27 protein-coding genes and 1 pseudogene are annotated in these 26,372 nt (G+C 64.9%); 10 read left to right on the top strand and 18 right to left on the bottom strand.

Going from position 1 to position 26,372, the window contains the following annotated elements:
- Position 1: 1 nt before the first annotated feature.
- Positions 2 to 928: a glycosyltransferase family 2 protein gene (locus tag BM244_RS22175; protein ID WP_093401087.1), complete on the bottom strand. Its 927-nt coding sequence runs from the start codon at positions 926 to 928 to the stop codon at positions 2 to 4.
- 76 nt (positions 929 to 1,004) lie between these two features.
- On the opposite strand from BM244_RS22175, the gene BM244_RS22170 reads away from it, so the two are divergent.
- Positions 1,005 to 2,093, top strand: a complete 1,089-nt coding sequence (locus BM244_RS22170) for a glycosyltransferase family 4 protein (RefSeq protein ID WP_139227088.1) — start codon at positions 1,005 to 1,007, stop codon at positions 2,091 to 2,093.
- On the opposite strand, the gene BM244_RS22165 is transcribed toward BM244_RS22170, so the two are convergent.
- Genes BM244_RS22165 through BM244_RS22155 form a run of 3 tightly spaced genes read right to left on the bottom strand, consistent with a single transcriptional unit; the run spans position 2,044 to position 5,026 of the window.
- A complete protein-coding gene (locus BM244_RS22165) occupies positions 2,044 to 3,141 on the bottom strand; it encodes a glycosyltransferase family 4 protein (RefSeq protein WP_093401085.1) in 1,098 nt (365 codons plus the stop codon). The two genes, BM244_RS22170 and BM244_RS22165, sit on opposite strands and share 50 nt — an antisense overlap.
- Positions 3,142 to 3,146: 5 nt before the next feature.
- Positions 3,147 to 4,247 (bottom strand): glycosyltransferase, encoded by a 1,101-nt coding sequence (locus BM244_RS22160; protein WP_093401084.1) that lies wholly within the window; start codon positions 4,245 to 4,247, stop codon positions 3,147 to 3,149.
- Positions 4,244 to 5,026, bottom strand: a complete 783-nt coding sequence (locus BM244_RS22155; protein ID WP_093401083.1) for an FkbM family methyltransferase — start codon at positions 5,024 to 5,026, stop codon at positions 4,244 to 4,246. Before BM244_RS22155 ends, BM244_RS22160 begins: the two co-directional genes overlap by 4 nt.
- A 92-nt stretch (positions 5,027 to 5,118) precedes the next feature.
- Between BM244_RS22155 and asnB the strand changes: the two genes are divergently transcribed.
- The 5 genes from asnB to BM244_RS22130 all read left to right on the top strand — a co-directional run bounded on the left by asnB (position 5,119) and on the right by BM244_RS22130 (position 11,918).
- The gene (asnB, locus tag BM244_RS22150) at positions 5,119 to 7,053 is read left to right on the top strand and encodes an asparagine synthase (glutamine-hydrolyzing) (protein ID WP_093401082.1); all 1,935 of its coding nucleotides are present in this window, start codon (positions 5,119 to 5,121) and stop codon (positions 7,051 to 7,053) included.
- A complete protein-coding gene (locus BM244_RS22145; RefSeq protein WP_175518371.1) occupies positions 7,032 to 8,111 on the top strand; it encodes an EpsG family protein in 1,080 nt (359 codons plus the stop codon). The genes asnB and BM244_RS22145 overlap by 22 nt, the downstream gene beginning before the upstream one ends.
- On the top strand, positions 8,111 to 9,235 hold the full coding sequence (locus tag BM244_RS22140) for a glycosyltransferase family 4 protein (RefSeq protein ID WP_093401100.1): 1,125 nt from the start codon (positions 8,111 to 8,113) through the stop codon (positions 9,233 to 9,235). The genes BM244_RS22145 and BM244_RS22140 overlap by 1 nt, the downstream gene beginning before the upstream one ends.
- 102 nt (positions 9,236 to 9,337) lie before the next feature.
- The gene (locus BM244_RS22135; protein ID WP_093401080.1) at positions 9,338 to 10,636 is read left to right on the top strand and encodes a nucleotide sugar dehydrogenase; all 1,299 of its coding nucleotides are present in this window, start codon (positions 9,338 to 9,340) and stop codon (positions 10,634 to 10,636) included.
- Complete coding sequence (locus BM244_RS22130) at positions 10,614 to 11,918, top strand: sugar transferase (protein ID WP_093401079.1); 1,305 nt, start codon at positions 10,614 to 10,616, stop codon at positions 11,916 to 11,918. The genes BM244_RS22135 and BM244_RS22130 overlap by 23 nt, the downstream gene beginning before the upstream one ends.
- On the opposite strand, the gene BM244_RS22125 is transcribed toward BM244_RS22130, so the two are convergent.
- Positions 11,884 to 12,987 carry a nucleotidyltransferase family protein gene (locus BM244_RS22125; protein ID WP_302847316.1) on the bottom strand — a complete coding sequence of 368 codons (1,104 nt, stop codon included), beginning with the start codon at positions 12,985 to 12,987 and terminating at the stop codon, positions 11,884 to 11,886. The two genes, BM244_RS22130 and BM244_RS22125, sit on opposite strands and share 35 nt — an antisense overlap.
- A 157-nt stretch (positions 12,988 to 13,144) precedes the next feature.
- On the opposite strand from BM244_RS22125, the gene BM244_RS22120 reads away from it, so the two are divergent.
- Complete coding sequence (locus BM244_RS22120; RefSeq protein ID WP_093401077.1) at positions 13,145 to 13,435, top strand: DUF6916 family protein; 291 nt, start codon at positions 13,145 to 13,147, stop codon at positions 13,433 to 13,435.
- On the opposite strand, the gene BM244_RS22115 is transcribed toward BM244_RS22120, so the two are convergent.
- Genes BM244_RS22115 through BM244_RS22100 form a run of 4 tightly spaced genes read right to left on the bottom strand, consistent with a single transcriptional unit; the run spans position 13,414 to position 15,602 of the window.
- Positions 13,414 to 13,950, bottom strand: a complete 537-nt coding sequence (locus BM244_RS22115; protein WP_093401076.1) for a GNAT family N-acetyltransferase — start codon at positions 13,948 to 13,950, stop codon at positions 13,414 to 13,416. The genes BM244_RS22120 and BM244_RS22115 overlap by 22 nt on opposite strands.
- Positions 13,950 to 14,489, bottom strand: coding sequence for a phage tail protein (locus BM244_RS22110; protein WP_093401075.1), 540 nt, complete (start codon positions 14,487 to 14,489; stop codon positions 13,950 to 13,952). The genes BM244_RS22115 and BM244_RS22110 overlap by 1 nt, the downstream gene beginning before the upstream one ends.
- 17 nt (positions 14,490 to 14,506) lie before the next feature.
- Entirely contained in the window at positions 14,507 to 15,052 is a 546-nt protein-coding gene (locus tag BM244_RS22105) for a phage tail protein (RefSeq protein ID WP_093401074.1), read from the bottom strand.
- Between the two features lie 22 nt (positions 15,053 to 15,074).
- On the bottom strand, positions 15,075 to 15,602 hold the full coding sequence (locus BM244_RS22100) for a phage tail protein (RefSeq protein ID WP_093401073.1): 528 nt from the start codon (positions 15,600 to 15,602) through the stop codon (positions 15,075 to 15,077).
- Between the two features lie 206 nt (positions 15,603 to 15,808).
- On the opposite strand from BM244_RS22100, the gene BM244_RS22095 reads away from it, so the two are divergent.
- Positions 15,809 to 15,988: a hypothetical protein gene (locus tag BM244_RS22095; protein WP_093401072.1), complete on the top strand. Its 180-nt coding sequence runs from the start codon at positions 15,809 to 15,811 to the stop codon at positions 15,986 to 15,988.
- Here BM244_RS22095 and BM244_RS22090 read toward each other — a convergent pair.
- The 3 genes from BM244_RS22090 to BM244_RS22080 are packed head-to-tail and all read right to left on the bottom strand — an operon-like array spanning position 15,976 to position 19,354.
- Positions 15,976 to 17,910, bottom strand: coding sequence for an asparagine synthetase B family protein (locus BM244_RS22090; protein ID WP_093401071.1), 1,935 nt, complete (start codon positions 17,908 to 17,910; stop codon positions 15,976 to 15,978). The genes BM244_RS22095 and BM244_RS22090 overlap by 13 nt on opposite strands.
- Positions 17,907 to 18,188, bottom strand: coding sequence for a PqqD family protein (locus tag BM244_RS22085; RefSeq protein ID WP_093401070.1), 282 nt, complete (start codon positions 18,186 to 18,188; stop codon positions 17,907 to 17,909). Before BM244_RS22085 ends, BM244_RS22090 begins: the two co-directional genes overlap by 4 nt.
- Positions 18,185 to 19,354 (bottom strand): sulfotransferase, encoded by a 1,170-nt coding sequence (locus BM244_RS22080; protein WP_139227087.1) that lies wholly within the window; start codon positions 19,352 to 19,354, stop codon positions 18,185 to 18,187. Before BM244_RS22080 ends, BM244_RS22085 begins: the two co-directional genes overlap by 4 nt.
- Here BM244_RS22080 and BM244_RS22075 point away from each other — a divergent pair.
- The gene (locus BM244_RS22075; RefSeq protein WP_217649200.1) at positions 19,323 to 20,117 is read left to right on the top strand and encodes an aspartyl/asparaginyl beta-hydroxylase domain-containing protein; all 795 of its coding nucleotides are present in this window, start codon (positions 19,323 to 19,325) and stop codon (positions 20,115 to 20,117) included. The two genes, BM244_RS22080 and BM244_RS22075, sit on opposite strands and share 32 nt — an antisense overlap.
- On the opposite strand, the gene BM244_RS22070 is transcribed toward BM244_RS22075, so the two are convergent.
- The 6 genes and pseudogenes from BM244_RS22070 to BM244_RS22045 form a co-directional block, all read right to left on the bottom strand.
- Positions 20,057 to 20,518: a lasso peptide biosynthesis B2 protein gene (locus tag BM244_RS22070; protein ID WP_093401067.1), complete on the bottom strand. Its 462-nt coding sequence runs from the start codon at positions 20,516 to 20,518 to the stop codon at positions 20,057 to 20,059. The two genes, BM244_RS22075 and BM244_RS22070, sit on opposite strands and share 61 nt — an antisense overlap.
- On the bottom strand, positions 20,515 to 21,366 hold the full coding sequence (locus tag BM244_RS22065) for a sulfotransferase domain-containing protein (protein WP_175518369.1): 852 nt from the start codon (positions 21,364 to 21,366) through the stop codon (positions 20,515 to 20,517). Before BM244_RS22065 ends, BM244_RS22070 begins: the two co-directional genes overlap by 4 nt.
- Complete coding sequence (locus BM244_RS22060; RefSeq protein WP_139227086.1) at positions 21,363 to 22,103, bottom strand: hypothetical protein; 741 nt, start codon at positions 22,101 to 22,103, stop codon at positions 21,363 to 21,365. The genes BM244_RS22065 and BM244_RS22060 overlap by 4 nt, the downstream gene beginning before the upstream one ends.
- Before the next feature lie 1,093 nt (positions 22,104 to 23,196).
- Positions 23,197 to 23,774 (bottom strand): annotated as a pseudogene (locus BM244_RS22055) (recombinase family protein).
- A gap of 190 nt (positions 23,775 to 23,964) precedes the next feature.
- On the bottom strand, positions 23,965 to 24,681 hold the full coding sequence (locus BM244_RS22050; RefSeq protein ID WP_175518368.1) for an alpha/beta fold hydrolase: 717 nt from the start codon (positions 24,679 to 24,681) through the stop codon (positions 23,965 to 23,967).
- 260 nt (positions 24,682 to 24,941) lie between these two features.
- Positions 24,942 to 25,940, bottom strand: a complete 999-nt coding sequence (locus BM244_RS22045) for an NmrA/HSCARG family protein (RefSeq protein ID WP_217649199.1) — start codon at positions 25,938 to 25,940, stop codon at positions 24,942 to 24,944.
- Positions 25,941 to 25,957: 17 nt separating this feature from the next.
- Here BM244_RS22045 and BM244_RS22040 point away from each other — a divergent pair, with 17 nt between their 5' ends.
- Complete coding sequence (locus BM244_RS22040) at positions 25,958 to 26,365, top strand: winged helix-turn-helix transcriptional regulator (protein WP_093401099.1); 408 nt, start codon at positions 25,958 to 25,960, stop codon at positions 26,363 to 26,365.
- Positions 26,366 to 26,372 lie beyond the last annotated feature (7 nt).

The following is a 26,372-nucleotide window of genomic DNA, read 5'->3' as shown; positions in this document are numbered from 1 at the left end:
ATCATCGCCGTCGCCACTGCATGCCTGCGCGCAACACGGGGCCTGGCAATAGTGCGAGCAGGCGATAGGCGACGTAGGCCCCGCCCCGCCGCCGCGCGACCCCGGCCAGCAGCCGCCGTGCATCCGCAGGACGGCCCGCATAAAGCTCGCTTCGCGCATATTGCAGCCGCGTACGATCGCCGAACGCCCGCGCTGCCGCCAGCCGCGTAGGGTCGGCGATGGACGCCACCGCCCGGTCGACCGCGGCGAACACCGGCGATACCGGCATCGTCCGGCCCGCAAGCCGTGCCGCCTGTTCGCGCGCCATGATCCCATCGCCGCGCACATAGCAGGACGTCGGCCGGTCGCTGACCGCCATCGCGTGATCGACGGCAAGCGTGATCCAGAACGCCATGTCCTCACCCGACGGCACCGGCGGCATGCCGCCGACGTTCAGCCAGACATCGCGGCGTACCGCCACACTGGAAGCGTTGAGCAGGTCGGGGCCATAGTCGCGGAAGAAATCGATACGGCGAGACGTGACGGAATGCCGCGGCAGGTCGGGGACGGCATCGCCGGGCGCGATCATGCGCGACGCCGTGGCCACGAGCGCCGCGTCGGGAACGGCGGCAATCACCGCTGCCAAAGTAGCGAGATGCTCGCCATGCCACAGATCGTCGCCATCGATCAGCGCCACCCAGTCGCCCCGAGCCGCCCCGACCCCGGCGTTGCGCGCGGCAGCCGGCCCGCCATTGGCTTGCCGGATCAGGCGGATGCGCGGCTCGTCGAGCGCTGCCACCAACACATCGCCTCCATCGCGCGATCCGTCGTCGACCACCACAATCTCGGTCGCCGGCCACGTCTGCGCACATACAGAGGTCAGCGTGGCTAGGATTGTCGTGGCCTTGTCGTACAGTGGCACGACAACGGAGAAGCGGGGAGCGGTCATGACTCCGCATCATGCCGGAGCTGCCGGGGCCACGCTAGCGATTGCGGCACCGCCGGTCCCGGGCGATAGAGAGGCAATGCGCGACCGCCCCGTCCTGCTGGTCAGTCCCCTGGCCGACGACGCCCCGCCCGGCGGGCGGGCGATGCTGGCTAGCGCACACCGCGCCGCGCTCCGCGACCTGTTCGGGGACGACCTCCTGACCTATCGCCTCGAAGGGGCCGCGTCCGGCCCGCTGGCCGCTGTGGCTTACGGCCATATCAACGGGGTGAGCACCGCCAGCCTGTCATGCATCGTCGACCTGATCCGCAGGCGCGGGATCGCACAATTGTTCCTCGACGGATCTAATCTGGGGGCGGTTGCGCGGGCGGTGCGACGCGCCAACGTCGACGTGCGGATCGTCACCTTCTTCCACAATGTCGAGGCACGCTTCTTCGTCGGGGCGTTGCGCGACCGACCTAACGTGCGAGCAGCGGGCGTCCTCGCCGCCAATTGGCGGGCAGAACGCTGGGCAACGCGGTACAGCGACACGATCGTATGCCTCAACGTCCGTGATGGCGAGTTGCTGCGACGCTGGTACGGGCGCAGCGCCGACGCGATCCTACCGCTGGTGATGATCGATCGTCCGGTCGCGGCCGGACCGCGGGACCCCGGCGGCAACTTCGTACTGTTCGTAGGCGGCGGGTTCTACGCCAATCGCGCCGGAGCCGCGTGGTTCGCACGCCATGTCGCGCCACGGATCAGGGTGCGCACCGTCGTCGTAGGGCGCGACCTGCCGCCGCTGGCCGGGGTGGATGTGGTCGGCGCGGTCGATGATCTGGCTCCATGGTATCGCGACGCGCGGCTGGTCATCGCACCGATCTTCGACGGATCGGGCATGAAGACCAAGGTCGCCGAAGCGCTGATGCACGGAAAGCGGGTGGTAGGCACCCCCGAAGCGTTCACCGGCTATGCCTCAGCGGTGATCGCAGCCAGCCGCGTTGCTAGCGATGTCGACGGGTTCGTCGCGGCGATCGCGACGACGTTGGCCGACAACCCGCCGCCGTTCGACCCGGCGATGCGCGAACTGTTCGACCGCTTCCATAGCCCCGAAGCGGCGCGCGTGGGACTGGCTGCGATTATGACGTCATCCGCCGGTGCAGCGCAGCCAACTGGCCCGCGAGCGTAGGGAAGGCGAAGTCGCGCACCCGACGATCGCCGAACGCGACCAGACGCGCCGCCTCCGCTGGATCGGACCACACCCGCTCGATCGCGGCGGCGGCGGCGTACGGGTCGCAGCGAGCAAAGTCGCGCCCCTGTCCCTGACTCAATTCGCGGAACACCGCGATATCACTGGTGACGACCGGCCGGCGACTCGCCATCGCCTCTATCACCGCGATGCCGAAGCCTTCATAGGTGGAGGGCACCACGACCATGGTGCACGCCGCATAGAGCGCCTGGACCATGGCGTCGTTGGCGCCGTGGACGATGCGGACGAGATCGCCGACACCCAGTTCGTCGATCAGCGCGGCAACCGCCCCGATCGCGCCGCCGTCATTCCCGACGATCCGGAGCGGACACGCTTGTCCTCGGTCGCGCAGCACCGCCACCGCACGGACCAACGTTTCCAGGTTCTTGCGCGTCTCGATATGCCCGACCGCCAGGAGGAAGCGGTCGGGCAGACGAGGCAGATCGGGCGGGGACGGCGCCGGCACGAACCGGGCAACGTCGACACCGTTATGGATCACCTCCACCGGAGTACGGGGGCGGAAGGCGGCGATCTCGTCGGCGACCGTGCGCGACACCGCGATCACCCGCGTCGCGTTTGAGAAACCATGGCGCAGGACCGGCCGCCCGACCAGCCTTTCAGCCAGCGGCCGGTCAGCGCGCAACGGGCGCAGATCGTGTATGGTAAGCAGCGTCGGGCAATGCGCGTGCACCATCGGCAGGCTGAAGCCTTCGAACAGGTCGAGCGCATCGCGGCGCAACGCGCTCGGCCAGTAGCGCATGCCCGCCACCATGCGCTTCAACCGCCCCGCCCCCGGCACCGACGTACGGCGGATCGTCACGTTGCCGCAGTCGGCGAACCATGCGCCGATACGGTGCTCGACGGGTTCGTACACAACGTATTCGACGTCTGGCGTCGTACGGATCAGCGCGCCATAGAGTTCGCGGAAACGCTGGTTCGCGCCCGATGGGCGATCGTCGAAACAGGTGGCGTCCAACCCGACCCGCATCGCCGCTATTGCCCGATCAGCTCGAAATGGCGCGCGATCACGCTGTGCTGCTCGAACGGCACCACCGCCTCGGCAAGGACTGCCGGCGCGATCGGCCGGTCGAGCGCGGCGAGGATCCCGGCGGCCAGCGCCGACGGATCGGCAACCGGGACCAGATAGCCGTAACGCCCCCCCTGCAACAATTCGCGCGGGCCGGTGGGGCAATCGGTGGCGACCGGAGTGCATCCCGCCAGCATCGCCTCGACCAGCACGTTGGGCATTCCTTCGACATGCGACGACAGCGCGAACACGTCGCTGTGCGCGAAGTACTTGAGCGGGTTGGCGACCCGTCCTGGAAGCCGCACCCGTTCGCCTAGGTTGTACGTGGAGACCAGCGCCTCCAGCTCGGCGCGCGATGGCCCTTCGCCGAGAATGACCAGCCGCGCCGCGCTGCCCTGGTCGCGCAGCACCGCTATCGCCGCGATCAGGTCGGCGAACCCCTTCCACGGGGCCAGCGTCCCCGCCGCTACCACCAGCGGGACCGACCGGTCGAGGAACCACGGATCGTCGACCGGTTCGGCGGCCCGCGCGCGTGCCTCGGGCTGGTCGACGATGTTGTAGACGCACACATGCGCGGTCGCGGGGCCGAACACCGTGCGGTATTGCTCGACCATGTCCTGCGACACGCAGGTCAGCGCATCGGCACGCCACGCGACCGCGCGCGCCGCCCATTTCAGCACCCACCGCTTGGTAAAGGGCCGGTTCGAATAGGTGTCGAACGGCGTGACCCGCGACGATCCGCTGATCTTCACGCGCGACCGCGTCACGATCGCGGCGGCGACGAGAAAAGTATTGAGGTGATCCTCGGCGGAAAACACAACATCGGGCCGGACCCGGCGCAGGTAACGACACAGGGGCGCGAACATGCCGCGCACCTGTGGCTTGTCGAGGATGCGAACGGCGACGCCCGGCGCGGGCGGTACGGTCAGGTCGGAGTCGCAATTGCCGATGATGAGGTCGACGTGGTGCCCCGCCTGCGCCAGGGCGGCGGCAAACCGCCACTGCGCGAGCGGCACCCCCGACACGGCATAGCGCGGCGTCACCACCGCGATGGTCAGCGGCTTCATGCCCGCGGTAGCCCCGGATAGGGCCGGTCACGCGATAGGAACAGGAAGTTGTTGTGATAGCCGCCCTGCCCCAGCGCGTCGGCCCGCTGGTGGACGGCGGCATCGAACCGCGCGACCGGGACCAGCGTGCCGTCGCGGAGAAACCAGCCGCCATAACCGAGCGCCTCGATCCGCGCGAAGCTGGTGGCGATCGGATCGGCACGATGACGTTGTTCGATCTCGACCAGAAGCGCGGGGCGGCTGGCGGCTATCGTCGCCAGAGCGCCTTCGATCACCGCCGCTTCGTGCCCTTCCACGTCGATCTTGACCAACGCAGCATCGGGGAAGGCGAAGGCGTCGAGCGTGCGAAGCGCCACGCGGTGTGTCCGTACCACGCCCGCATTCACGCTGGCAGCGATCGATCCGGCGGCGTCGTGTTCGGTCCCATCCGCCTCGACCGGAATCGCGAGCTCCGCCTCGCCGACTTGATCGGACAGCGCATAGGGATGAATCGTCACCCGCGCGCGGCCCCGTGCCCATGCGCCGAGCGCGCGCAGGCAGGCCGGATGCGGCTCAAACACCTCGACCCGCGCACCAAGCCCGGCCAGCGCCACCGCGTAGGCCCCATAGTTGCCACCGACATCGATCGCCCGGCTGCCGCGCGGCACCAAATGCGGCAACATCGCCATTTCGGGTTCCAGCGTACGGCTCAAGCGTGCGTGCCAGTATTTTGCAGGCACCTGCCATGCCGTGGGCAGTCCGTCGCGTACCGCCGCCTTGATCCGCGCCACCCCGGACATGATCGCCCTCCCATGCTTCGACAACAGTCGGTGCTGGACTTTTGCCTGTTGCCACGGCTTTGTCGCGACAGGGGCGGGGTGGGAAGCGAAAAATGTGTGGGCTGGCCGGGATTTGGGCGCAAGGCGGCGATCAGGCGACTATCGCCCGCGCCATGGCCGATGCGATCGCCCATCGCGGCCCCGACGACTCGGGGGTATGGGCCGATCCGGATACCGGGGTTGCGCTCTCGCATCGGCGGCTCGCGATACTAGATCTGTCGAGTGCGGGACATCAGCCCATGCGATCGCCTTGCGGACGCTATGTGCTGGTCTTCAATGGCGAGATCTACAATCACGGCGATCTTCGCCGCGATCTGGGCGGCGATTGGCGCGGCACGTCGGATACCGAAACGCTGGTCCACGCCATCGCGCGCTGGGGACTGGCCGCCGCGCTGGAGCGCGCGACCGGCATGTTCGCGCTTGCTTTGTGGGACCGCGCGACCCGCAGACTGTCGCTAGCGCGAGACCGGATGGGGGAAAAGCCGCTTTATTACGGCTGGAGCGACGGACGGCTGGTCTTCGCGTCCGAACTCAAGGCGTTGCGCAAGGTACCTAGGTTCGCTAACCCCGTCGATCCGGGAGCGCTCGCGCGCTATCTGCGCCATAATTGCGTGCCCGCGCCCTGGTCGATCTTTACGGGGGTGTTCAAGGTGGCGCCGGCGACGATCGTCACCATCGACTCGTCGGGACGCGCCGCCGCGCCCGCGACCCCGCCCGAGTGCGACATGCCTACGCCTGACGGAATCAAGGTGTCACGGTACTGGTCACTCGACCGGGTGATCGCGCGCGGTACCGACGACCTTTCTCCGGTCGCGGCGGTTGACCGTCTCGAGGCCGAGCTGCGCACCGTGGTGGCGCGACAGATGGTGGCCGACACGCCGTACGGCGCGTTTTTATCGGGCGGAGTCGACTCCTCGACCGTCGTCGCGCTGATGGCGCAGGCATCTTCCCGTCCTATACGTACCTTCACGATCGGCTTCGGCGATCTCGCCTATGACGAGGCGCCGCATGCTCGCGCGGTCGCCGCGCATCTCGGAACCGATCATCACGAACTACATGTCACCGCCGACGAGGTGCTCAGGGTCATTCCCGATCTGCCGGCTATCTATGACGAACCCTTCGCCGACTCGTCGCAATTGCCAACGGTACTGCTCAGCCGGATGACGCGCGCGTCCGTGACGGTCGCTTTGTCGGGGGACGGAGGCGATGAACTGTTCTGCGGGTACAACCGGTATCTGGTGTCCCGCAGCATGTGGGACACGCTATCGCGCCTACCTCAACCGTTGCGCCACGCGGCTGCGCGGGCGATCCGCGCACTGCCGCCATCGCGCTGGGACGCGATCGGACGGGTTGGGCCGCGCGCGGTTCCAATGCTGGGGGCCAAGCTCGCCAAGATCGCGGGGATGATCGGCAGCGCGCTCGGCCCCGCCGACATCCACCGCACGTCGAGCGAGGAATGGCTGGACGGCATTCCGCTGCGCGCGGCCATTCCGCGCGGCGATGACCCGTGGCCGGTTCTGCGTGCCACGCCCGAGGAACAGATGATGCAGCGCGACCTCACGCGATACCTGCCCGACGATATCCTGACCAAGGTCGACCGGGCGAGCATGTCGGCCAGCCTCGAAGTACGTGTGCCGATGCTCGACCATCGTGTCGTCGAACTGGCATGGGCGACGCCGCTGTCGCTCAAGAAGCGCGATGGACATGGCAAGTGGCTGTTGCGGCAAGTGCTCTACCGCCACGTCCCGCGCGCACTGATCGAACGGCCCAAGGCAGGGTTCGCGGTACCGGTCGGGGCATGGCTTCGCGGCGACCTGCGCGACTGGGCGGAGGAGCTGTTGTCGCCCGCGTCGCTGAGCGACGACGGGGTGCTCGATCCCGCGCCGATCCGCGCGCGCTGGGCCCAGCATGTCGCGGGTACGCACGACTGGACCGCTTCGCTATGGGGGATTCTGATGTACCGGGCATGGGCCACGGCGCGCGGATGATCGTCTACTGGCTCCTGTTCGCCTTCCCGGCGGCGATGGCAATGGTCGAACGGCCCGACGCGCGGCGCATCGGCTTCGCATGGGTGTTCGCGATCGCCGCGATCGCCGCACTGATCGGGCTGCGCTGGCAGACCGGGGGCGACTGGTTCAATTACGAGCGCATGGTCGAACGGGCGCTGTGGAGTCCGGTGCCGCTGTCGCCGCTGTCCGATCCGGGGTTCACGGTGTTAACTGGCTTCGCGGCCCGGTCGCAGATGGGAATGCTGCTCATCACCTGTTTCAGCGGAGTGGTGATGGCACTGGCGCTGGCGCGCTTCTGTTTCGACCAGCCGCGACCGTGGCTGTGCCTGTCGGTCGCGGTCCCGTATTTGATCGTCGTGATGGGCATGGGCTACATCCGGCAGGGGATCGCTGTGTCGTTCCTGCTGTTGGCTTTGGCGTCCCTGCGCGATGGACGCGTCGCGCGCTATTCGCTGTGGGTGCTGGCCGGAGCGGCGTTCCATTCGACCGCGCTGATCCTGCTGCCGCTGGCCGTGATGGTCACCAACCGAAACATCGTGGTCCGGGTCGTGCTCGGTCTCTCCGTTGCGCTATTGCTGGGATACAGCATCGCAGCGACGCGCGGCGACCTCCTGACAAATTACGTCGATGCGGAAATGGCGTCGTCAGGTGCTGCAATCAGGCTGATACTGACGGCCGTGCCCGGCGCATTGCTGCTTATCTTTCGTGAACGGCTCACTGTCGAAGGGCCTGAGCGCAGCGTATGGATGGCATTGTCGGCGGCGGCGATTTCGGCGCTGGTCCTGCTGTTCGTCTTTCCGTCATCGACCGTGGTTGACCGGCTGGCGCTGTACCTGCTGCCGATCCAGTGTTTCGTCTATGCTCATCTGCCCGATGCGATTGCCACGACAGACAAGCAGCGGAGGCTGATCGTCGTGACCATTCTTGCACTTTACGCGCTGGCTTTTTTCGTGTGGCTCAATTTCGCGGTGAACGTCGACTACTGGCTGCCCTATCGCTTCTATCCGCTGGAGGACGGCATTTGCCTAGAGTGCTGATGTCGATCAACGCCGCGTGGAACGTCGTCAATTTCCGCGCCGGGCTGGTACGTGCGTTGATCGCCGACGGGCATGAAGTGATCGCGGCGGTCGGCGACGACGGCGCATTGGCGGGTATTGAAGCGCTCGGTGCACGGGTCGTGACTTTGCCGATGGACAGCGCGGGCATCTCGCCGTTCGCGGACCTGCGGCTGCTAGCGCACTACCGGGCGTTGTTTCGCCACGAACAGCCCGACGTCTATCTGGGCTGGACGATCAAGCCCAACATATATGGATCGATCGCCGCGGCGTTTGCCGGCGTCCCCGCGATCAACAACATCTCGGGCCTCGGCACGGCATTCCTAGGCGCAGGATGGTTGATGCGTGTCGTGGGCGTATTGTACCGCATCGGGCTACGACGGTCGGCGACGGTATTTTTCCAGAACGCGGCGGATCGTGAGGTGTTCGTCGGGCGCGGTCTGGTGCGTGAACGACAGACGGCCCTGCTACCTGGATCGGGCATCGACGGCGTCGCGTTCGACCCCGCACATTATGGCCAGACGACCGACGGCGTCTTTCGCTTCCTGCTTGTCGCGCGGCTGATCCGCGACAAGGGGGTGTTCGAATTCATCGAGGCGGCGCGTACGATCCGGGTGACGCACCCAGCCGTCCGATTCCAGATCCTGGGCTTCCTCGACGTTGCCAATCGCACCGCCATCGATCGCGCCACGCTGGAGGGCTGGGTCGCGGAAGGATTGATCGACTATCTCGGCGTGGCCGATGACGTGCGCCCTTTTCTGGCGCAGGCCGATTGCGTCGTGCTGCCGTCGTATCGGGAAGGTACGTCGCGCGTGCTGCTGGAGGCTGCGGCAATGGCCCGGCCTACGATCGCAACCGACGTGCCGGGATGCCGCGATGTGGTGCGAGACCGCGAAACGGGCCTGCTGTGCCGTGCGCGCGATGCCACCGATCTGGCCCGGGCGATGCGCGAGATGCTCGCGAGCGACGACGGTGCGCGCGTGGCGATGGGGGTTGCCGCACGACGCGATGTTCTCGCACGTTTCGCCGAACATAAAGTTATTACAAGCTATCGTGCAGTCATCGGTGATGCCTTGCGCGGCCAGGTGACGTCCGCTAGCCAATAGCGCAATTGTGCTTTCGGGTGCGATTTGGGGGGGGCACATCTTGACAGGGTGGTATCTGTTCGCGGTTTTGCGTCATTTGTATTTCGATGCCATCATACGATCATGATTAAGCCGGAGACTCATGTCGGGGCCGCCGGTGAAACTCGCGTCGTCGTCGTCGGATTGGGGTATGTCGGTCTGCCGCTCGCCGTGCGGCTGGCGACGCATTTCCCGACGATCGGCTTGGATTGCGACATCCGGCGCGTGGCGGCGCTGCGAACCGGACACGATCACAGTGGCGAAGTCGCGCCCGACGTGCTGGCCGCGTCGGGGCTGACCGTCACCGACGACCCCGCGTTGGGCAATGGTGCCGACATCTACATCGTGACGGTGCCCACCCCGGTGGATGCAGACAACCGACCCGACCTGTCACTGTTGTTCGCCGCCAGCGCCGCTGTTGCGCGAATGCTCGATCCGGCGCGGCTACCGATCGTCGTGTATGAGAGCACGGTCTATCCCGGCGTGACCGAGGACGAATGCGGTGCGGTGCTGACGCAGGTATCGGGACTGGTGCGCGGGCGCGATTTCTTTCTCGGCTATTCGCCCGAACGTATCAATCCCGGCGACCGCGTGCACAGCGTCGATCGCATCACCAAGGTCGTGGCGGGCGAGACGCCCGAGGTTACCGCACGACTGTGCGCGCTGTACGACAAGGTCACGGACGCGGGCACCTATCCCGCCGTATCGATCCGGGTCGCCGAAGCGGCCAAGGTCATCGAGAATGCGCAACGCGACATCAACATCGCCTTCGTCAACGAAGTCGCACAGATCATGTCGCGGCTCGACCTGTCGGTGTGGGACGTTCTGGCGGCGGCGCGGACCAAATGGAATTTTCTGCCGTTCCAGCCCGGCCTGGTCGGTGGCCACTGTATCGGTGTCGACCCGTATTATCTCAGCCATTGCGCCGAAGCTCTGGGCCATTCGCCTACCGTTATTCTTGCCGGACGGACGACCAACGATGCGATGGCGCACTGGGTCGCCGACCGGTTGTGCGACACGGTAGCGGCTCCGGCGCGCGCACTGGTGCTGGGACTGACTTTCAAGGAAAACGTCGCGGACCTTCGCAACAGCAAGGTCGTCGACGTCATTGCCCGGCTGCGCGACCACGGACACCGGGTCGAGGTGCACGATCCTCGCGCGGATTGCGCCGAAGCCAGGGCCGAATACGGCATCGATCTCCTCGATTCGCTACCCGAAAGCACCTACGACATTGTCTTCCTCGCGGTCCCGCACGACGAATATCACGCGCTGTCGCCCGAACGGCTGGCCGCGCTGGTTCGTGACGGCGGCGTGTTCGGCGACCTGAAAAATATCGTCCCTCCCTCGCCCGCATTCGCCCATGCTCGACGCTGGACTTTGTAGCGGAGCCGCCGCCGATCGGTTTAGTCGGCCGCGTATTGCCTTCTGGCAGCGCGGCACCGTTCAGCTCGGCGGCGCGATCCTGTTCGCGATCCTGCCGCCATTCGCGATCGCCGCAGCGATTGAACCTCTGCTGCTGCGCCTTCCGCTGTTCGCGGTATCGCTGGTCAGCAGCCTACTAGCGATAGCGTTGGGCCGCTGGCTGTTCCGCGGCTTAGTCGGTTTTCCAGGTATTCGCGCTAGCTATTACGTGCTGCCGGTCTTCTCCTCGACCTTCGCCGTCGCCGTCGCGATCCTGTTCATGACCCGGCTGAACTACAGCCGCCCGCTGCTACTGGCCAGTTTCGGACTGGCACTCATCTGGTTCTACATCGTCTACTTCAAGTTGCAGCGCGGGCCGCGCATGGCGATCGCCGTCGTTCCCATCGGCGAGACCGACAGCCTGTTCGCGATCGACAGCATCGCGTGGCGGCTACTCTGCGCTCCCGCGCTCCCTCCCGGCTGCACAACGGTGGCAGCCGATTTCGATCATGATCATGCCGCCGAATGGGAACGCTTCCTCGCCGAGTGCGCGCTGGGTGGCGTTACCGTCGTCCATTACCGGCAGTTGCGCGAGTCCTTGACCGGGCGTGTGCAGGTCGATCGCCTGTCGGAAAACGTATTCGGCTCGCTACTACCAGATCCGACCTACCTGGGGATAAAGAGCGTCGCCGACCGCTTGATCGCGCTTGCGCTGCTGTTGCCGCTGCTGCCGGTCCTCGCCCTCTGCGCGCTGGCGGTGCGGCTGGATTCTCCCGGCCCCGCCTTTTTTCGTCAGTTGCGGATAGGCTATCGTGGACAGCCGTTCCGAGTGTGGAAATTCCGCACGATGGTCCACCGTGCGCCGTGCGTGGCAGAAGGAATACGGGCCGACGCGATGACCCTGACGGATGATCCGCGCATCACCCGCCTCGGCCGGCACCTGCGCCGGCTGCGTATTGACGAAGTGCCGCAGATCCTGAACATCGCTCTCGGGCAGATGAGCTGGATCGGCCCACGTCCCGAAGCGGCCGTGCTGGCCGAATGGTACGAGGCCGAGATTCCCTTCTACCGCTATCGCCACATCGTGCGTCCCGGCTTGTCGGGTTGGGCACAGGTGACTCAGGGGCACGTCACAAGCGTGCAGGACGTACTGGCCAAGCTTAGCTATGACTTCTTCTACATCAGCAGGTTCAATTTCTGGATCGACATGCTTATCGTCGTCCGCACGATCAAGACGATGCTGACTGGCCATGGTTCGCGCTGAGCCGCTTCTGCCGGCGCGCTCGCCGACGAAGTAGCAGCAGCGGAACTCGCAGCACGACATACAGTGGCGACAGCAGGGTTGGTAAAGGCATGTCGGCGATGTCCTCGCCGGAAACGAGCAGCCTCCTGATCACCCGTGCCCGGACCCGTCCGTCCGGCGCGAGCAACAGGCTGGCGGCGAATTCCGCCCAGCCGCGCCAGCGCGTCGTCGCCAGTTCGCGTGTGCCGTCTCCTGCCCGCAATACCCGGCTGCCCAGCGCGACCAGCACCCGCAGCCGTACCGAACGGGGTGGCGCGAAACCGGGCGGAAACGGGAGCGCGAGGAATTCGTGCGCGAGCAGCAGGCCTGAGGCCACTGCCCGCGCGTCCCCCCGCGCCTGCGCCGCCACCCACCACGCCGCTCCGTGATCAGGCGCGGCGCGGACTAGCGTGGCGACATCCGCAAGCCATTTCAGCCGCGCCCATAGATGCGCCGCACCGTGAACGCAGAGATAGGCGAACACCGCGTCGTCGGCCAAAGTGCGCAACGCCACCCCCGGGAGGACCGCTTGACACTGCCAGTCCGCTTCGGGCGGGATCGCAGCATCTGTCGTCGCGTCGGACAAACGCCAGTGGAGTTCGACGATCGTCCCGTCCACATCGCGCCGATGCAGACTGTCCTTCGTCACGCGGATGTAGCGGCGAAGGACCGTAGCGGGGAGCGATGCCACGGGCCGCTCGCGGACGTACCCCGCAGCCGCCAACGCCGCCCATGCTCGATCGACCTGATCCGGGGCGACGGCGATGTCGATGTCCGCAGACTCGCGGAGCGCCACGCCACCATGTAATCGCTGCGCCAACCCGACGCCCTTCAGCGTCAGCATCGCGACGCCTGCTTCCCCCAGCAACCGGTCGAGCGCGATGGTATCGCGCAACTGAATAAGAGCGGCACGGGCACGGGCACGTGCAATGCGATCGATCCCCGGCGGCACCGCGAGACCGGCTGCGCGCATACCATCGGCCACGAGCGCCGCCACGCCGTGCCGATGGGCGACCGCGCGAAGTAGACGGGGGTCGTGACCCGGGGTCATGAGTTCTCGGATACGAATGATGTCGGCCGCTTGCCGGGGCCAGACGCTACAGGCGCATATGATCGAGAATGGGCGCAGATCCCCGCCGTTCGCAGTACAGGGATCGGCGGCGACAGGACGCTTGATTGTGTCGGGAACCTGGTTCACTTCAGCGACCATGACGCTCGTTCTCGAAGATTTCACGCCTTATCTGGCCGAAGCGTTCGCGCTGATCGGCAACGAGGCCGCAGCACCCTTTTTCCTGCGCCAAGCGACTGCGCTACCCGACAGATCGGGTGGGCGTTTGCCGCGCCCCCCATTCGTACTGCTGTTCGCGGCGCCAGATCCCACAGTGCGCGGCCAGGGGGACTATAAGCTGGCGCATCCCGCGCTTGGGCCAACCGACATCTTCCTCGTTCCGGTCGGGCGTGACGGCGATGTCATCCTTTACGAAGCGGTCTTCAACTGACCCGCGTCTTGCCGGCGTTCCATTTCCAGATAGATATCGTGCTCGGCAAGCGTCGTGAACCCAAGCCGACGGTATAGCGGGAGCGCCGCGCTGTAGCGCTCCACGAACAGTCCTACGTCCAGCCGGCGCCGTACGGCCGAGTCTATTACCGCCGTGATCAGCGCGCTGCCAAGGCCGGCACCGCGCCGCTCGGGACGCAACGTAATGTCGATCAACTGCATCGCGTTCCGCCGTAGTTGAACGTATAACCTGGCGATTGGCTGCCCGCCGTGCTCGACCACGGCGAAATGAACATCGGTCAACGTCGTGCGATAATGATGCCGCTGCGCCGCGAACTGCTGAACGACGAACGCCGCCTTGTCCGAGTCGGTCCAATGCGGGAGCAGCTCCAGTTCGCCGGCACGGGTCGATGCGTATAGTTCCGTCAGGAACAGGATGTCATCGTCGCGTTCCTGACGAAGAGCGATGCCCTGAGCAACCAGCGCGGGCGGAAGGTCGACCGGGATCATTGCCATCAGTTGCGCGCGGGGAAGACACCCTGCAGCGCGATGACGAAATTGATCGTCTGGAACGGATGCATGTTCTTGTGCGCCTCGCCACCACCGGCAACGCTGATCGCCTCGGGCGACATGGGGATGTCGGGTGTCGGCGTCAGCACATAGGCGGGGCCGGGATTGGAGATGCCGTACATCGCCTTTCCATCGGGCGTCGCGACGTTCTGTGCCGGATTCTGCGGGTTCAGCGATGCGCCGTTAAGCTGGTGGATGTGAGCCGGTATCTGGGCAGTCGTCAGCGTGACCGTGGGGGTCCCGACGACGTCACCGATCCGACGCGGAGTCAGGCCAGGCCCGTTGCCCGGTCCCATCGCGACCGATCCTGCTAGATTAGGTAGATTGAACGTGTTTTGGCCGTCACCGCCGAACTGGACGCCAAGTATTGCATAGAGCGCCGCATTCTGACGAATTTGCATGGTCTGCCCGTTGCAGTAGGCGTAACCGCGCGGCGGAAAGTCAAAACCGACGAGCTTGATCTCGCCAATGAAAGGATCCGACATGATTGTTGTGTCCCAACCTAGTTTTGCGTGGGATAGATGCCGTAAAGGCTGATGATGTAGTTTACGCAGAGCGTCGGCATCATGTTCTCGTGCGGTTGACTGCCGCCGAACGGCCTGACCGCGCCTGTCGACATGGCCGCAGGTACCATCGCGCTGGTTCCCTGCGTCACGTACATGGACGTCTTTGCGGTGCCGCCGGTCGGCGTCGCGGTGATCGCGTCGCTCGTCGGACCGGTTAGCGAGCCGGCGACGGTAGCGGCGACCACGCCGTGGGTGTGGCTGGCCAGTTCGGCCGAGTTCAGCGAATGCTGCTCCTCACCGCCCATCTCTCCCATCGAACGCGCGGTAAGGCCGGGCCCTGTCCCCTGACCCAACGGTACTCGTCCAGCCAGACTGGGCAGGCCGAAGGTGTTGACACCGTCGCCGCCATAGGTCGTGCCGATCAGGGTATAGAGGGTTTCGAAGTCGCTGATCGCCAGAAGGGATCCGTTACAAAGAGCCCAGCCCGCCGGTGCATAGTTACCGCCGAACAACCGAATTTCGCCGACAAAGGGATCGCTCATCGCAGGTTAGCCTTTCGTCGGATCAGTTGCGCGAAGGAAAGATGCCGGCGACTGCAATGCAGAAGTTCAACACCTGATAGGGCTGCATGTTGTTGTGTGGCTGGGCCCCTCCAGCCGACGCCAGCGTTTGCGGTGACAACGTCACTTTTGCGGCGGGCGAAGTGATGCTGGCCGGCGCGTAGAAGTCGACGGGGAGCGAAACGTCGTTCGCGAACGCAGCGCCCGTTACCGGTCGTTGTGTCGCGGTCTGATTGGTTCCTGCCAACTGATGCGAGTGCGGCGGTATCTGCCCCTGCGTCAGCGGGACCGCTTCGACGCCTTCACGCATACCGATGGAGATGGTGGCCGGTGCGAAATGCAGTGGCGTCCGGCCGCGCAGATCGGGAATCGCGAAATTCTGAACGCCGTTTCCGCCGTATCGCGTACCAAGCAGCGAAAAGAGCGCCTGATACTGGTTGACCGGCAGCAGTCGACCGTCGCACGCCACATAGTTGCGCGGAGCGAATCCGAAACCGAACAACTTGATTTCACCAATGAACGGCTCTGCCATGTCCCATTCCGCTCCTGCTGCGCGGTGCGATCACCGTTGCTCTAGCAACTTGATTGATCCGCCACCGTGATACAAGCAAGAATTTCGACGACGAAGATAGATTCTTCCAATATCATCCAACTTTTTACGCAGACTTGCGGGGATTGGGATATGATGGCATTCCAACACAAGTACCGTACAAGCGGATAATCGGTGGGATGCGGCATATGGACGGCACGGACGATCGGACCCTGAACAAGTCTTCCGATGCATCGGTCGGGATTCCCGACGCACGGCGGCCATGGCAGACGCCGGAAGTCATCACGTCCGACGCACGCGGTGCCGGGGCACAGGTCGCGTTCGGATCCGATGGATCGACCCCGGTGTACGGGCCCTACGGCTCCTGATTTCGCCCGGCGGGTATCGTACCGTCGTTCCGCCGTTCGAACCAGAGAATGAAGCGCGCGAGAGCGACCCCGAACGTCGCGCGGTACAGCGCGCGATGATCCCCCAGACGCGCTTCGTCGATATCGGCGACCTCGTCGGCGAGGCGATCGAAATCAAGGACACGGGCCAGACGCCCGGCATTGTCACCCGCTCGAAGGCTTCTAATGGCATCCGGCACCACCGTGGCCGCCATGCGGAAGAAGTCGGGCTCCTCCGCGTCGTTGCCCGGCCCTGACGCCAGCAGGCGTGGAGGCAGTAGGCTGGCCAGGGCGATACGCGCCAGATAACGGTCGCGGCCGTCGCGGAAGGTCAACCGAGCAGGGATCGCCAACGCGAATTCGACCACCCTGCGATCATGAAACGGCCGCGTCAGGTCCATGCCGTATCGCGCCGCCAGGTTGGTCATTGCCGGCGCGGCCCACGTAATCCGGTGAAGGCGGTGACGACGCAACGCTTCCCAGCGCGCGTGGACCGGCATCGGCTGACGCAATCGTCCAGCATGAACCCCGCCGCTGCTCATCAGCACGCGTGCCAGCGCGGGAGCGATCGCGCGCAGCCGCCAAGCGGGCAGGAACCGTCGCCGTATCACCTGTTGCCATGCGATCAGGCGGAGCGGCAACAGCGCGCCGAGCACGTCGTTGCGGACCGTGCGCACTACACCGAGCCCCGTCACCAACATGCGAAGGTGAAATTCGCGGACGAACCGGCGGACGTCGCCACGGCGCAGCACACGACCTAGCGCCCAGGCATCGCGCGGATTGACGGTATAGTCCCCACCGTGTCCATCCATCACCAGTCGCGCCCCGGACGCCGCCGCCATCGCGAATAGATGCGGGCGGACATGCGATATCCCCGCGCAATCGTCGGCACCGGCGAACAGCGCCTCGATATCGTCGAGCACCGTTTCGTCGCGCCGCACGAACCAGCGCAGATCGATCCCCTCGCGGTCGGCAAAGGCGCTTGCCGCGGCACGGGCGCTGCGGACCGGGCGGACGTCCTCTTCGGCCAGTGCGGAACACACGGCCACTATCCGCCGGCCCTGGGCCGCCACGATCGGCGCCGCGACCGCGGCGATGCTGCCGCTGTCGAAGCCACCGCTGAACAGCAACGCGGGCGAACGCAGCGTGCGGCGGACGCGACATTCCACCGCCTCCGTTACGATCCGGCGATAGGTTTCGACATAATACGCATCGTCGTGCCCGACATGACAGGTCGCGGCATGCGGCACCCAGTATCGTTCGACGACGACCTGTCCCCCCTCCCCCAGTCGCAGCGTCGCGCCACCGGGGAGGGATTCGATACCCTCGAACAACGTCGTCTCCGGCCCCGGATCCACGGGCGACAGCAACCGCTTGCCCATGGCCGCGTCCGACAGACGACGCGGTACGCCCTCTACCGCCCACAGGCCCTTCGGTTCGCTGGCGAATGCGAGGAATCCGTCGCCGCAGTGCCAGTAGACACCGCGCTGGCCGAGAGGATCGCGCGCCAGCAACAGCGTTCGCGCGGCCGGATCGACAAGGGCAAACGCGAAATCACCGATCAGGCGGTCGACACAGTCCGCCCCCCAGCGGCGCCAGGCGGCGAACAGGATGGTCGAGTCCGCCATCCCGGTCGCATCGATGCCCAGCTCGGACGCCAGAGCGTCGCGATTGTCCAAGCGCAGGTCGGCGGCGAGAAGCAGACCGTCGTCAGCAATCGGCTGAGCCTCGTGCCAGTCCTCCCGGTTCACCCGCATAAGAGCGTGGCCGATGCCGACGGAGTCCAGCATAACGGCATTGGCACCATCGGGTCCGCGCCGTGCCATCGCCGCCAACATCCTGTCGATGGCGCGGGGATCGATGGCAGCACCGTCGAACCGTACGATCCCGGCAATCGCGCTCACGGGGAACGGCCGCCGGATGGTTCGGATATGATCGCGCCCTGCGCCGCCAGCGCGTCCAGGAACATCGTGACCTCGCGCGCGCACACCTCTGGCGTGACGGTGAACTCTTCGCACAGCCGGGCGCACAGATCCTCACGGTCGTCGATCTCGTCCAGCAATGTCCAGATCCGCGCGCCGACCGCGTTCAGCCCGACATAGGTGCCATGGTCGGCGCTCATCATCAGCACCTCGTCGCCGACCGAAGCTGTCAGCCAGTCCCCCTGCTTGCGAACGATCATTGCACCGCCCTCGCCGTGTCGAGCCACGCGACCGGCGACGAAAGAAACGCGACCGCTTGGGCGCGCAGGCCCGGGCTCGCCTCGGCTTGCTTGGCGGCACGATCATCGACGAACTGCCTGGAAGGTGTCTTGGCGTTGCGCGCGCCCGCCCAATGCATCGCCTCGCGATCGGCATCGCCGGCGGCGATGGCGAAATGGGGGAGGATGCGGTCGAATAATGCCTCAGGCAGCGAGTCGTACCGCAGCGCGATCGCACGCCCCGCGCGCACCGCGTCGGTTGCCGCGTCCGCTATGCGTCCGAGCAGTCTCGCGCCAAAAATCGCGGGATCGCTTGCGTAATCGAAATCGTCGGCAAGATGCGGAATCAGGCCGGGCACCATCTGCGACCCTGGTTGCTTGGCATGCGATACAAGTACTTCAACGGGATCGCGATACAGGAACAGGAACGGGACATCTGGAAACGCCTCGGCAAACACGTCCCACGTCAGCATGTGCCAGCAGTCGAGCTTCACCACGCCGACCTGCCGGTCGCCATGCCGGTCGCGCAGCAGCGCCGAGACCATCGCGCGTATCTGTGCGACCGCGTCGCGCCGAGCGTCGGCTTCCCCCGACGAGGCTCGCTGGATTATCGCGTCGAGCGGTGCCGGTTCGGAGGCGACGATGTGCCCCGTCACCGCCGCCAGCATTTGCGCCCCCAGCGTCGATCCACAACGCGACAGGTGAAAGACAAGTCCCGAAGGGGTGAAAGCCGCATCGGTGGGCATGGTCTCGGCGAACCGGTCAAGTGGGGTAAGCACTGGACACAGTCGGTTGAGCGGTACACGCCGCGCCCTACGTACGGCATCCTCGAAAAACGGATCGGTCAGCCGTCGTTTTGCAAAATGCAGCCATTCGACCACCGGCCCCGCCGCACCGTCGACAACCGCGACCGGCAGCCAGTCGGGTGCGGGCCATTCGTCCTGAGTCGGCAGCGGCAGCGCAAATCGCTTGACGCCAAGCGGATCGGGGCCCGCCGCCGCCGCGATTGTGGCTTGGGACAGGTCGATCCCCAGCGCTAACGCTTCGACGCGCGCGACGACGACGAACACATCGGCATCCGCGATTGTGGCGAGCCGTGCCGCAAGCGCCGAATCGGTGCAGATCGCGTTGCGCAAACGCGCCAGCATCGCCGCCCCCGACGATTCGACGTCGACTTTCATTCTAACCGCTTCCCCCCAGCCGTCGCCTCCGATAGCGTCACTCCTGTTACCGGGCGATCAACCATCTGACGCGGGGGCGAATATCATGCTTGATGGGCACCGCCAATACGCGACGGCCGCCGACCGAATACGTCTGCCGATGACATTTGCTCCCGGGCCGCTCGCCAGCGATCTCGCGCGGCTTTCGGCACCGCAATGGATCGACCATCTCGTTCAGCGGAATTACGAAGGCACATGGCAGGCACTGCCGCTGCGCATGGTGGCGGGGGCGACCCATCCGGTTATGATGATCTATGCCGATCCCACCGCCACCGCGTTCGTCGATGCGCCTGCACTCGCGCATTGCCCAGCGTTTGGGGCAGTTCTGGCAGCGTTCCGATGTCCGTTGCAGACCGCGCGTCTGATGCGACTGACGCCCGGATCGACCATCCGCGAACATAGCGACCACGACCTGTCGGCCGAACAGGGAATGGCCCGCATTCACGTGCCGGTGACGACCAACCCCCACGTCGATTTCCGATTGAATGGTACGCGCATTGACATGGCCATCGGCGAGACATGGTATTTGCGTCTGGCCGATCGCCACAGTGTCGCCAATCAAGGCACGACCGATCGGGTACATCTGGTGATCGATTGCGAAGTGAACGATTGGCTGGCGGCACTGCTTGACTACGGCCAACCAGGCGGCACGATCCGCCCGATCTCAACCGTCGCCGGGTCGATCGGATAGCCTGCGACGCCGATCCCGTCTGCCGTCAGCCACGCATGTTCGCCATCGGGGGCCCCCGCATTCACTGTGCCGCCAAAATGGAGGATAGCGTCGATCCCGCGTCGCGCCAGCATCGCCCGCCCTGCGAGCGAGCGTTGCAGGCATACCGCGCGGAACGGCATCAGCGGTGCCGCGACCTCGATCGCCCAGCGGACCTGCGCGATACGACGACGACGGACGAGGTCGACCGGCAACGGAGCGTCGACCGGCGTGGGCGGTACGAAGCGTCCCAGCCCGGCCATGATCCGTCCGAACGGCTGCAGCCGCAGCCGCAACCGTGCTGCCAGCAGGCTCGCCGCCGCCTCGATCACGAGTGCCTGGCGCAACGGCCCCATCGTCAGCGCGGTCGTCGCGCGTCTCATCCGCCGGGTCCATAACCCAGTCGCGCCATCGTGGCGCCGTGCACAGCGACGATGCGCGAGGCCTCCGCCGCACTGAGTTCGTGGCGCCAATTGCCGGCTACGCCGCGCCGGAAGAAGCCCCCATGGTGTAGCTGCGGGGGTGCCTCGCCGAAGCCACTCGCACGTTCCTGCGCCTGCACCCTGTCAAAACTCGCGAAATCGACGGCGCGCGCGATCGCCTCCGCGGAGGCTTCCACCCGGGCAAAACGCAGTGCGGCCGCGAAGGTCGCCACTGCGTCGGCCTGCAACGTTTCGTAACGCACGATATGGATGGGCAGTACGTCCTGTCGCATCCATCCATCGTTGAACCCGCTCCAGCCGAGCAATTGTTGTCGTAACTGGTGATGCTGGCGATCGACTCTTCCACAGAAGGCGGAGGTCGGATCCGCCATGAACGCGATCGTCCAGTCAATGTCTCGCTCCATATGATGCGCAAGGGAGGCGACCACGTCGCGCGGATCGCGCGCGATGAGAATTACGCCCGCCGCAGCATCCGGCCCGCCCATCAACGGTTCGCCGGTGTCGGTTCGCGTCCAGGCGTCGTGCGTCTTCACGAAGCGCGGCGCACTCGCCTGTGCCGCCAACGCGCGATAGACGCGGGGACGCAACCGGTCGGATTCGGCATGGGTCAGCAGCGCAGACGGAAAACCGATAGCCTCGTCGAAGACCGGGCGGGCGCTGGCCGTACCCGAGTCGTGCCGCAGGTCGTTGATCGCCAACGGCGTGTCGCGAGCTAGGTTGGCGAGTAGCAGCCGGAACCAGGTGTTGCCTGATTTGGGATACGATGCGATCCAGAACGTCGGTCTCACGCGCCCGGCATACCCAGTTCGCGCCAGTGCGTCGCCAGATCGTCAAGTACGGCGTCCATCGCCTCGAACCGCCGCGCGCGGGTTAGAGTAAAGACACCGCCACCGCGTGACACAGCTGCCGCTGCCGCGAGATACAACGGCTGCTGTCGCATCCATCGGACCAGCGCGGGACGGTAGGCCTGCCGCCGCAACAGCAGCGCAGCATCGACGAGATTAGCGCGAATGATGCCGGGGACCGCGGGCGGGCGATCCTCGGCAAGTACGTACACCGCCGCAACGGGCAGCGCCGCGAGGCTGGTTGCGTGCGGATCGACATGGAATTTGTGCAGCCGCGATCGCACCGCCGCACCGCGCCGATCGGCGAGCGCCAGCCGCTCGATCGCGTCGTCCCACAGCTTGAACCGGCGGCCGTCGGGATGAACCCGCCCTACCCCATCGGCGCCGATGGTGATGCCACAGAAATCATCGGCTACCAGATCGAACCCGCGACCGCTCAGTGCGGCGGCCAAGGTCGACTTTCCCGCCCCCGACGCTCCGCAGAACAGCACAGCTGCATCACCGACACGCACCGCGCTGGCGTGCAACACGACCCAGCCGCGTTGCTGCAACAGGATGCCCAGGCCGGTGCCACCGACAAACACGTCTAGGTCGGCATCGCACGTTTGGCCGACGGGATCGTACCAAAGATCCCGACCGTCACACAGCAGCATCCGAACGATGCCGGGTATTTCCAGCAAGAAACGCCCGTCCGCCATTTGCCACGTCGGACCACTGCTGATCGCGTCCGGCAAGCAAGGCGCGAGGTCCGCGCGCCGGACCCTGATCGAGGGATGGCACGATATCGCCGCCTCAATCAGCCCGGGCAAGCGCAGGTCTGAATGGACCGGGAGCCCCGCAACGAGATAACCGAATGCGCATGCGCCGGTTGTCGTGTCCGCCCCCTCGTTCCCCATCCCCAACCCTCCCGCCCGTCGGTCGATCTAACCTACGCTTTATCTCACGTAGTTTTCGTTTAACATGGTGTACAATCGGGGAACTTCCCGCTTTTGCAAGACAAGTCCAGCCTCTGAACCCTGACTCAAAGCACGAAGGTCGCGACGAGCGGCATGGGGGCCCTACTCCCCGGACGATTGCGCCGCGCGCCTGTGCCAGTGCTGATGGAGGCGCTCAGGCACTCGGTGCCGAATTTCCCCTGTGCCACCCCTCAATCAAATTGAAGGAGGTACGTCGAACTGAACAGTCGCTCCCGTCCAGCCACTGCCACTCAGGCGGCTATGCCCATTCGGTAAGTTTCCAACGGCCGATCAGAAAATCAGCCTGACATCTACGATCAGGGCCAAGTGGCTCGCAGTACTAACCAACGGCAAAAGTAGCCCCGATTGTTACTCTTGCCTTCAGGTCACTGATCCCAAGTAGTGGATCGATTACTGCGATCTGACGAACGTCGACCTGATGGCGGCAGCGATGCTGCCACCAGGCGTCCAAAGCGCCACGGCGATCAGGCCGTCGATTGTGGATATGCCTCGGACGGCGTAATCGTATTGCAGACGCCATCGCGACGACTGACCTTGCGAGACGGTGTCATTGATAGCACGAACTCCAACGCGATACCGCGCGCTGCTCTACTTTTCGAGATTCCAGCCGATACGACAGTACGCTTGGCGGTTAGATGCCTTAGGGTGTACCTCTCACGCGTCGGCCCTAGAAGCTGGTATTCGCGACGGCCTCGGTCTGGTGGTCAGCGATCCGCGCCTTTGGCGATATCAGGTGATTGACCAACGATGCGCTTAGATAGACTAACTAACGCGCGCACACTCATAAATGCAAATATCACCCTGCATCCGTCCCGTCCGCCCTCTCGCTCGCCGGAAAGTGACGGTAGAAGGTCGAGACGCCGACCTCTAGCAGCTTGGCGGCCGTGGCAGGCTTAACCCCTACCGCGAGAAGCTTGCGTGCCGTCTCGAGCTTCTCGGGCGTCAGTGCCGATTTCCGACCACGTCCAATACCGCCCTTCCTCCGAGCCGCTGCTAACCCGGCGCTTGTCCGCTCCTTTATCAACTCGCGCTCCATTTCGGCCACCGAGGCGAGAATATCAAACAGGAACCGCCCCGAAGCGGTGGACGTGTCAAAACCGTCCGTGAGGGATCGGAAGTCTATTTTCCGTGCCGCGAGGTCCGCAGCAAGCCTGATAAGACCGTGAATTGAGCGACCGAGACGATCGAGTTTCCAGACTACGATGCAATCGCCGGCGCGTGCAAAATGTATGGCTTCAGCCAACCCCGGTCGATCGGCTTCGCGCTGCTCGCCTTATCGGTGAACAGCTTTTCGCACCCGGTTTTGTTCAGGGCATCGCTTTGCAGCGCCAAGTCCTGATCGGCCGTTGAAACGCGCGCATAGCCAATCAGCATCTTTCCCGTTTTCCCATCGAAATTGGCGATTTCGGGAATTTTAAATCGGGAACAGATTTTGGGAAAGCAGAACCCGCACGCGGCCATCAGCGCGATTGGCGGTGCTCGTTTCCCGCTTCACGTTCCGTTGCGAGAACGCGCTGGCGGTCCCGATCGGTAAGTTCGTGTGGCCGGCTCGGAGGATGGCCGGTTAGCGTGAAGCGTTGTTCGGGGACACCGTTCCAAGAAACCCAACCAGCGCGGCATTGAACGCCTCCGGCGCCTCAAGCTGTGGCCACTGGCCCACGCCGGTCAATGCGACGAAGCCGCACAGTTCGGGCAGTGTTTTACGAAGCGAATCCTCTGTTGGGCTGCGCACGGCGTTCAGGCCGTCCGCCTCACCGGTGAGAAAGAAGCTCGGCTGCGCGATCACGCAGCTCGCGAAAGCCCGGCTGGCGACCGCGTAGAAAGTGTCGATCGCTCGGTAGTAGTTCAACGGTCCATGAAAGCCCGTCCGGCCAAACACCTCCACCATCTCATCGACATAGGCGGGATCGATGGTCGTGGGAGCGCCTGGCGCTGGGCGGAGCATGTGCCGCCCAGGATCGAACGGATCCCATCGTTCGTCTGCCGGCGGTTCTCCCGACAGCCAGTAAAGGCTCGCCGGGATGCTGTGCGCTGCGTCCGCCCATTTGGCATCGGCCTCGGGAGTCATCTGGTCGAACATGTAGAAGTCATCGGCACCTGCGCCGCGCAGCTGGTCGAGAAAACTCGGACCGCCAGGCTGAATGAAAGGCACGCTGGCCCCGAATACCGCTGCAATCCGGTCAGGACGCATCATCGCCGCGTTCCAGGCAACGTTCGCGCCGAAATCATGCCCGACCAGGATCGCGCGGCCGATCCGAAAGTGATCGAGCACCGCGATCACGTCGCCGACCGTACTCGGACGCACGCCTTCTTCTCGCCTAAGTGTGCGCTATCGCTCTCCCCAACCCACGCCTGCTAACGAAGGGGCAGGGATCGGCTACGGGTAGCGGCAGGCTACCTTTCCTAAATCACCAGTGATTCCAAGAACGACCTTCCCGTCTCGCTGGCCGTTCGCAATCGAGAAAAAAATCGCAACTGAAGGGGAACTTTGATTGCGGGGCTGGCACGGCCGGAGTCGAAGTCGTGCCAGCATCGGATGCTTTAGCGGTTGTAATCCCACTGCCCGGACGTTCCCAAGGCCAGCTGGAACGCCTCGCGACCGCTGCCCGCCAGCCAGCTCTCGAACGTCAGGATTTCTGGGTTGAGTTGGCGCATCTCTGCAAGATCGGCATGTCCTGCCAGCGGCCCACTGTCGAGAAGCGCGGTCAAACCGCTCAGGAAGGGGTTGGCCGCAAGCACCTCGTCAGAGAAGCGACTATAGGTAATAGACCGGCCCGCTGCTCGCGAGAAGGCCGCCTCGATCTCGGTGCCGGTGACTATGTCGCTTGCGATCTCGATCGTTTGCCCAGCAAAGCGCTCCGGGTCGGCGAAGATTGGCGCAACGAATTTGCCGATGTCCTCGACCGCCAGGAATTGCATCGTCTGATCGCGGCCCGCGAAGAAGCTGAAGCGGCCCTCGTCCAACCCGAAGCCCGGCATTACCAGCATGTCCATGAAGGCAACTGGGCGGACGATCGTCCATGCGATTGGTAAGGTGCGGACGTGTGCCTCGATCTCCGCTTTGCTGTCGAAATGGCCCATGCCTGTCGGCTCGTCACTCGCTGTACCAACGGAACTGTAAACGAATTGCTCTACGCCGGCTCGCACGGCCGCGTCAGCGACCGCAATCCCGTAGCGCACTTCATCCGCGTCGGTCAGCGTGCCGGTTGGCGAGCTAGGCTGGACGCTGAACACGCCTCGCACTCCACTCATGGCTTCCTCGATCGATGCCGTGTCGGATAGGTCGCCGCGCACGACTTCCACGCCGCGGCTAGCAAGCTTGATAGCTTTGACGGATGCGGGATCGCGAACCAGTGCGCGCACCGTCTGGCCCGCCTTGAGCAGGGCGTTGGTGACCGAGCCGCCCTGCTGCCCCGTCGCCCCGAAAACCAGGACAGGCGCTATAGTTTGAGACATATAATCACTCTCATTGATGCTACGTAGGTTCCTAATATATACCGGGGTGGGACTGGCGAAAGACGGCACAATTTGCAGCGTCACGCACAAGGATGATACCTTTGGAGAAACTGATCCACGGCCGCCCCTATAACCAGACACCCGATGGTCCACGCTTCCGGCCCTGCGTCCCGAACAGCGTGCTTGCCCGTCTTGGCGACAAGTGGACAATCTTGGTTATGTCCAACCTCGCCGTCGCCGAGAGCCACCGACTGCGCTTTTCCGCGATGATGGCGAGCATTGAGGGCATCACACAGCGGATGTTGACACTGACGCTTCGAAACCTCGAACGCGACGGGCTACTTACCCGTCACTATTATCCTGAAGTGCCGCCCCGCGTCGAATATGAGCTGACGGCTACCGGCGCGAGCATGTTGCCGGCGCTTGAAGGCTTTACTTCTTGGATCAAGGATCACTGGCCGCTGATTGAGCGATCCCGGCTGGCCTATGATGAAGAACGAGCTGCCTAGCAGGCAT

Origin of the sequence: Sphingomonas sp. OK281 (assembly GCF_900115295.1) — a bacterium.
Classification (GTDB): Bacteria; Pseudomonadota; Alphaproteobacteria; order Sphingomonadales; family Sphingomonadaceae; genus Sphingomonas.
The sequence above is the reverse complement of the archived record's forward strand: the minus strand, read 5'-3'. Positions and strand labels throughout refer to the sequence as shown.

Coding starts and splice junctions, on each gene's coding strand:
- asnB (WP_093401082.1), top strand. CDS start 5,119: ATGTGTGGGCTGGCCGGGATTTGGGCGCAAGGCGGCGATCAGGCGACT.
- BM244_RS22165 (WP_093401085.1), bottom strand. CDS start 3,141: ATGCGGGTCGGGTTGGACGCCACCTGTTTCGACGATCGCCCATCGGGC.
- BM244_RS22155 (WP_093401083.1), bottom strand. CDS start 5,026: ATGTCCGGGGTGGCGCGGATCAAGGCGGCGGTACGCGACGGACTGCCC.
- BM244_RS22070 (WP_093401067.1), bottom strand. CDS start 20,518: ATGAGACGCGCGACGACCGCGCTGACGATGGGGCCGTTGCGCCAGGCA.
- BM244_RS22140 (WP_093401100.1), top strand. CDS start 8,111: ATGTCGATCAACGCCGCGTGGAACGTCGTCAATTTCCGCGCCGGGCTG.
- BM244_RS22105 (WP_093401074.1), bottom strand. CDS start 15,052: ATGAGCGATCCCTTTGTCGGCGAAATTCGGTTGTTCGGCGGTAACTAT.
- BM244_RS22100 (WP_093401073.1), bottom strand. CDS start 15,602: ATGGCAGAGCCGTTCATTGGTGAAATCAAGTTGTTCGGTTTCGGATTC.
- BM244_RS22135 (WP_093401080.1), top strand. CDS start 9,338: ATGATTAAGCCGGAGACTCATGTCGGGGCCGCCGGTGAAACTCGCGTC.
- BM244_RS22120 (WP_093401077.1), top strand. CDS start 13,145: ATGACGCTCGTTCTCGAAGATTTCACGCCTTATCTGGCCGAAGCGTTC.
- BM244_RS22175 (WP_093401087.1), bottom strand. CDS start 928: ATGACCGCTCCCCGCTTCTCCGTTGTCGTGCCACTGTACGACAAGGCC.
- BM244_RS22125 (WP_302847316.1), bottom strand. CDS start 12,987: ATGACCCCGGGTCACGACCCCCGTCTACTTCGCGCGGTCGCCCATCGG.
- BM244_RS22160 (WP_093401084.1), bottom strand. CDS start 4,247: ATGAAGCCGCTGACCATCGCGGTGGTGACGCCGCGCTATGCCGTGTCG.
- BM244_RS22110 (WP_093401075.1), bottom strand. CDS start 14,489: ATGTCGGATCCTTTCATTGGCGAGATCAAGCTCGTCGGTTTTGACTTT.
- BM244_RS22080 (WP_139227087.1), bottom strand. CDS start 19,354: ATGCTGGCGCGTTTGCGCAACGCGATCTGCACCGATTCGGCGCTTGCG.
- BM244_RS22170 (WP_139227088.1), top strand. CDS start 1,005: ATGCGCGACCGCCCCGTCCTGCTGGTCAGTCCCCTGGCCGACGACGCC.
- BM244_RS22115 (WP_093401076.1), bottom strand. CDS start 13,950: ATGGCAATGATCCCGGTCGACCTTCCGCCCGCGCTGGTTGCTCAGGGC.
- BM244_RS22145 (WP_175518371.1), top strand. CDS start 7,032: ATGGGCCACGGCGCGCGGATGATCGTCTACTGGCTCCTGTTCGCCTTC.
- BM244_RS22095 (WP_093401072.1), top strand. CDS start 15,809: ATGGACGGCACGGACGATCGGACCCTGAACAAGTCTTCCGATGCATCG.
- BM244_RS22085 (WP_093401070.1), bottom strand. CDS start 18,188: ATGATCGTTCGCAAGCAGGGGGACTGGCTGACAGCTTCGGTCGGCGAC.
- BM244_RS22130 (WP_093401079.1), top strand. CDS start 10,614: ATGCTCGACGCTGGACTTTGTAGCGGAGCCGCCGCCGATCGGTTTAGT.